This window comes from Marinococcus tarijensis (assembly GCF_054971385.1).
Genome location: NZ_JBQOJA010000062.1, coordinates 1 through 5,048, shown reverse-complemented (window position 1 = coordinate 5,048; position 5,048 = coordinate 1). Strand labels below are relative to the sequence as shown.

The 5,048-nt window shown below is 46.8% G+C and carries 6 protein-coding genes; 4 read left to right on the top strand and 2 right to left on the bottom strand.

Annotated features, from left to right (window positions below; genetic code table 11):
• The first annotated feature begins 151 nt into the window (after nucleotides 1–151).
• Nucleotides 152–457 (top strand): HesB/YadR/YfhF family protein, encoded by a 306-nt coding sequence (locus ACTTK7_RS17000; protein WP_462869289.1) that lies wholly within the window; start codon nucleotides 152–154, stop codon nucleotides 455–457.
• 447 nt (nucleotides 458–904) lie between these two features.
• The gene (locus ACTTK7_RS16995) at nucleotides 905–2,890 is read left to right on the top strand and encodes a S9 family peptidase (protein WP_462869290.1); all 1,986 of its coding nucleotides are present in this window, start codon (nucleotides 905–907) and stop codon (nucleotides 2,888–2,890) included.
• 81 nt (nucleotides 2,891–2,971) lie between these two features.
• On the opposite strand, the gene ACTTK7_RS16990 is transcribed toward ACTTK7_RS16995, so the two are convergent.
• Nucleotides 2,972–3,169, bottom strand: coding sequence for a hypothetical protein (locus ACTTK7_RS16990; protein ID WP_462869288.1), 198 nt, complete (start codon nucleotides 3,167–3,169; stop codon nucleotides 2,972–2,974).
• Nucleotides 3,170–3,257: 88 nt separating this feature from the next.
• On the opposite strand from ACTTK7_RS16990, the gene ACTTK7_RS16985 reads away from it, so the two are divergent.
• Entirely contained in the window at nucleotides 3,258–3,875 is a 618-nt protein-coding gene (locus ACTTK7_RS16985; protein WP_462869287.1) for an NUDIX hydrolase, read from the top strand.
• Nucleotides 3,876–3,892: 17 nt separating this feature from the next.
• On the opposite strand, the gene mtnN is transcribed toward ACTTK7_RS16985, so the two are convergent.
• Nucleotides 3,893–4,582, bottom strand: a complete 690-nt coding sequence (gene mtnN, locus ACTTK7_RS16980) for a 5'-methylthioadenosine/S-adenosylhomocysteine nucleosidase (protein WP_462869286.1) — start codon at nucleotides 4,580–4,582, stop codon at nucleotides 3,893–3,895.
• An 80-nt stretch (nucleotides 4,583–4,662) separates the two neighbouring features.
• Here mtnN and ACTTK7_RS16975 point away from each other — a divergent pair, with 80 nt between their 5' ends.
• On the top strand, nucleotides 4,663–4,878 hold the full coding sequence (locus ACTTK7_RS16975) for a DUF2536 family protein (protein ID WP_462869285.1): 216 nt from the start codon (nucleotides 4,663–4,665) through the stop codon (nucleotides 4,876–4,878).
• The last annotated feature ends 170 nt before the right edge of the window (nucleotides 4,879–5,048 follow it).

Below are 5,048 nucleotides of genomic sequence, written 5' to 3'. Positions count from 1 at the left end.
ATTGCATCATCAATATAAATGGTCGCTCGCCGGATAATGGAGGGGGTCACCCCAACATTAGACATAGAACCTTTTTTCTTGGAGTTCTTTGGTGTTTCTTCCAATGCGAATAAGGGAACAATTATATATCATTCTTTGAAGGAGCTTGTGTATGGATATAACAATTACCCGTCCCGCGATTAAATGGATGAAAGAAGAACTCAATATTGAAAGCGGCGATACTGTAAGATTTTACGTTCGTTATGGCGGTTCTCCGCAGCTCTATCCCGGCTTTTCTATGGGTATTGCTCTTGATAGACCGGAGAATCCTGCAGTATCGACAGAGGAAGAAGGCCTCACTTTTTTTGTAGAGGATGCAGACAGCTGGTATTTGCGCGCGCATAACCTGCATGTCAGCTTCAGCCGAAAACATGATACGATTATATTTGAATACAACGAAAGCAGTGACGCAGAGTAACTCCTACTCTGCGTTTTTTATCTTTACTTTCTACAAAAGGCCCTGGTCATAAAAAAAGGGCTGCAGGCATAAATGCCCGCAGCTTCAAAGGGAGAGAGAGTGATGCCTAAAGGAGAGCCTGTTATTCACGGCTTACAGGAAATGACTTGCTCCAAAATGAAAAGCCATACCGGCTGATCCATTTCGATTGTCCCTGCTAAAAGCAACAATGTAAATGTTGGAACGAAGCATCTGCCTCCTGTTATTTATTAGTGTACATAGTTACTTCAGAGTTTTCATTATTTATGTCAAATGTTCTTCCACTCTTTTTTCGTGGAGCTTTCATTCCGCAGTTTGATTGTTTTTTGCGAAACGTTTTACTATACTAAAAAAGCACCCTACATACGTGAAACCTTTCCATAACGAACAGGCTCACAGGTATACTACGAGGAGGACATTACCTTGTCTATGAAAAGACCTTTAACTGCAGCAGATTTAGAACGTATTCACGTTGTTGATGATGCCCGCCTTTCTTCAGACGGCGAGCGGTATGCGTTTGTACAAAAGTCTATTCAGAGTGATACGGACAGCTACTATTCAAATATATACACGCAATACTTAACAGATGACGTTCCTGTTCAGTGGACGTTTGGATCTTATACAAATTTTTCGCCGCGGTGGTCCCCGGACGGCTCCAGCCTTGCTTTTGTGTCTGACCGCTCCGGCCTTAACCAAATTTGGATGATGAGTACTTCAGGAGGAGAACCAAAGCAGATTACTTTCGTCAAACACGGCGCCTCCAATCCAGTATGGTCGCCGGACAGCCAAAAACTGCTGTTTGAAACGGAACAGGCCGCTGAAGAAGACATCTTCACAACGGAGGAGGATTCTTCTTCGGGCAACTCTCCTTCTGCTGTAAAAATCGACCGTCTCCGCTATAAATCAGACAGCCGGGGCTTTCACCACGGCAGACGCGCCCACATTGGTTTGTTCCGATTCGACCAGGAGGACACCTCCCTGCTCACTAACGGCAGCTACGACCATCACACTCCTGACTGGTCTCCTGACAGCCAGTTTATCGTGTTTACGGCAAACAGAAACAGCGATGAAGACATTTCTCCGGTACAGGACCTGTATACACTCAATATTGAGACAAAAGAAATTTCCAGGCTGACGGATTCTGCCGGTACGTTTACTAATGCCAGCTGGTCGCCGGACGGCTCGTGGATAGCATGCACTGGTCACGAATTGGAATATAAAAGCGCTACGATTAATCAAATCTGGCTGATCAATCCATTAACAAAAGAACGAAAGGGAATGACGTTAAAGTGGGACGTCCAAATAGGCGATTACATGATCGGCGACATCAGAACCGGCCATACCTCTGATAAGCCGGTATGGTCGAGCGACCAGGAGCACATTTACTTTTTGGCAAGTGAAAACGGAAAAGTCGGCTTGTATCAAATGGATATGCATAATGAAATCACCGCTGTTCATGATGAAGACAACCACGTCTTTTCGTTCTCCTTTCACCCTAAAAACGAGCAGTTTGTGCTCGGCATCAGTGATCCTTCCAACCCGGGTGATTTCTACAGCCGGCGACTTGAGGACAAACGCCGTGTCCGGCTCACAGACGTAAATGCCAGCTTTTTAAAAGAGATTGATCTTTCCCTGCCCGAAACTCTTTCCGTCCGTACAGCCGATCATTGGGACGTACACGGGTGGATAATGTACCCTGTTGATTATGAAGAAGGGCAGACCTTCCCGCTGATTCTGGAAATCCACGGAGGGCCTCACGCTATGTACGGTCACACGTTCTTTCACGAATTTCAGCTGCTTGCTGCGGAGGGCTACGGCGTCCTGTTCAGCAATCCACGGGGAAGCCACGGCTATGGTCAGGCTTTCGCCGACGCCTGCCGCCGGGACTATGGCGGAAAGGATTTCGGGGATCTGCTCGCGATTCTGGACTATGCAGTCGACAGCTATGAGTTCGTTGACCGTAACCGGCTGGGAGTAACCGGGGGAAGCTATGGCGGGTTTATGACAAACTGGATGATCAGTCATACCGACCGCTTTAAAGCAGCCGTTACCCAGCGTTCCATTTCAAACTGGCTCAGCTTTTACGGAGTGAGTGATATCGGCTATTTCTTTACAGACTGGGAGATCGGCGTACCGCTCCACCAGGATCCGGAAAAGCTCTGGCACCATTCTCCTCTCCGCTACGTCAAAGATATCCATACGCCCTTGCTGATCATGCACAGCGAAAACGATTACCGCTGTCCGATTGAACAGGCGGAACAGCTGTTTATTAACATGAAATATTTAAACAAAACAGTCTCCTTTCTCCGTTTTCCAGGAGCCAATCACGAACTAAGCCGCTCCGGCCCTCCCGCTCTGAGGGTTGAACGGCTGGTCCATATGATCGACTGGTTTAACCATTATATCGAGAAATAATATTCCAGTCTTTTGGCGCCGTGCAGCATAAAATGATCCCGCTTCTACTGAAGCGGGATTTCATTTACGCGCCGGACGGCGTCATCCATCTTTGTCTTCACTGCCGGAGCGCTTCTTCGTATGGTGTTTTTTTCTGTTTTCTTCTTCTTCGTATTTCATATCTGCCAGCGGAATGGGATCTTCACTGCTCGTTGGCGGCTCTTCATTTCCAGGCTTTTTATCCGGTTCCTGCTTTTTTTCTTTTTTTACTTTATTTTTAAGACGTTCTGATTCTGACATCTTTATCCCTCCTGTAATATAGTACCTGTAAATATATATACCACATTAGGGAGAAGAAAAAACAATGATATCCCAGAAGGAGGATACTATGAACAATGCCCGCTATTGGAAAAATAGAATTCGCACCCGTTCCGCCGCTATAATGGGCGAAGAGCATATGCGAAAAGCAGCGGTAGTAGTACCCCTGCTTCAACTACACGATGAATATCATATAATGTTTGAGCGCAGAGCATGGTCGCTGCAGTCCCAGCCGGGGGAAATATGTTTTCCAGGCGGAAAAATCGATGCCTCCGACCCTACTCCTCTTGCTGCCGGACTTCGCGAATTCGAAGAAGAAACCGGCATCCCCTCTCAAGCGATGGATGTGTGGGGAGCTTTGGACGTTGTTGTTCAGCCGTTCCAGCGAATAGTCTATCCTTATATCGGAGAGGTGGACTACACGGGTGATTTTTCCCCCAATACGTCGGAGGTGGATGAGCTGTTCACCGTGCCGCTTGATTTCTTTTTAAAGAACGACCCCGAAAAGCATAATGTTTACATGGGCATGCGATTTTCAGACAGCTTCCCTACTTCATTAATACCAAATGAAGAAACGTACCGTACAAACACTACAACGCTGCCTCAATTTGTTTATCACTATGAGGATGTCGTTATTTGGGGCCTGACGGCACAAATTATCCGCCACACCGTATCTCTTCTTCGTTAACCGCCCTTCCGGCGGATCTATGCCTGCGCCAAAAGAGCAATCACCATGTCAGCTGACTGCTTCGAAGCATGCTTTAAAAATTCATCGTAGGACTGCTTTGCTTCTTTGCCTGCAATGTCGCTGAGCGAACGGATAACTACAAATGGGCAGGAAAACCGGTAGCATACCTGGGCAATTGCCCCTGCCTCCATTTCCGCACACTGGGGCTCATCAAAATGAGCTTTTAAGCTGTCCACCTGCTCCGTCTTACTCATAAATGAATCCCCGGACAAAATCAGCCCTGTCCGCGTATTCAGGTCCACCTTCAAAGCGGCGGCTTCTGCTTTTTTTATCCATTCCCGGCTTGCAGGATAAGCTGCCGGCATGTTTGGCACCTGGCCGAATTCATAGCCGAATACTGTGGCATCCACATCATTGTAGCGCACCTCTGTGGATATCACCACGTCGCCAACAGAAAGGTCCGGGTTGAATCCTCCGGCTGACCCTGTATTAATTACAGCTTCAGGCTTATACAGCCCGATTAAAAGAGAGGTCGCGATAGCTGCATTTACTTTTCCAATACCCGACTGCAAAAGAATTACCTCATGGCCGTTTAAGTGCCCAAAAGAAAAAAAGCAGCCGCCGGTTTCTTTTTCTTCGATGTTTTTCATTAAGCTTTTTAGATACTCCACTTCTTCTTCCATTGCTCCAATAATGCCTAAACGCATTGGCGGACCCACCTTTATCATTTACAATTATAATTACTGGTAAAACTACCCTGTATATTATAACGCAAAGGAGAATACATATGTCCTTAAACCTGCAAACAATCCGGGACAAGGTCGAATTTTTTGAATCGTCGTCCCTTGAACAGCTTGAAGCAGATATTCAAAAAAAGATTGAACAAAATGAAGCTCTGATGCTCGGGGTCCATCACGTGCAGCACCATGTTCACACCCGTTCAGAGAACGGGCGTTCAATTTATACCGCTGTCGTTCATTTCCGCGCTGTCCCCGCCCCTTAATTTCATCTGGGCAATATAAAGAAAAACCGGCCTCCCAACAGTTAGAGTGACCCCATAATATGAGACAGGAAAAAACACCCCCAACGTCGTATGTTGCACTGACCTAGAAATATGAGACAAGATAAAGCACCTAGCCTTCTGCCGTTCGGTATTCCACCGGCGTGTGGAAG

Bases quoted from the DNA above. Each gene is read 5' to 3' on its own strand.
- ACTTK7_RS17000 (WP_462869289.1), top strand. From the start codon at position 152: ATGGATATAACAATTACCCGTCCCGCGATTAAATGGATGAAAGAAGAA.
- ACTTK7_RS16995 (WP_462869290.1), top strand. From the start codon at position 905: ATGAAAAGACCTTTAACTGCAGCAGATTTAGAACGTATTCACGTTGTT.
- ACTTK7_RS16990 (WP_462869288.1), bottom strand. From the start codon at position 3,169: ATGTCAGAATCAGAACGTCTTAAAAATAAAGTAAAAAAAGAAAAAAAG.
- ACTTK7_RS16985 (WP_462869287.1), top strand. From the start codon at position 3,258: ATGAACAATGCCCGCTATTGGAAAAATAGAATTCGCACCCGTTCCGCC.
- mtnN (WP_462869286.1), bottom strand. From the start codon at position 4,582: ATGCGTTTAGGCATTATTGGAGCAATGGAAGAAGAAGTGGAGTATCTA.
- ACTTK7_RS16975 (WP_462869285.1), top strand. From the start codon at position 4,663: ATGTCCTTAAACCTGCAAACAATCCGGGACAAGGTCGAATTTTTTGAA.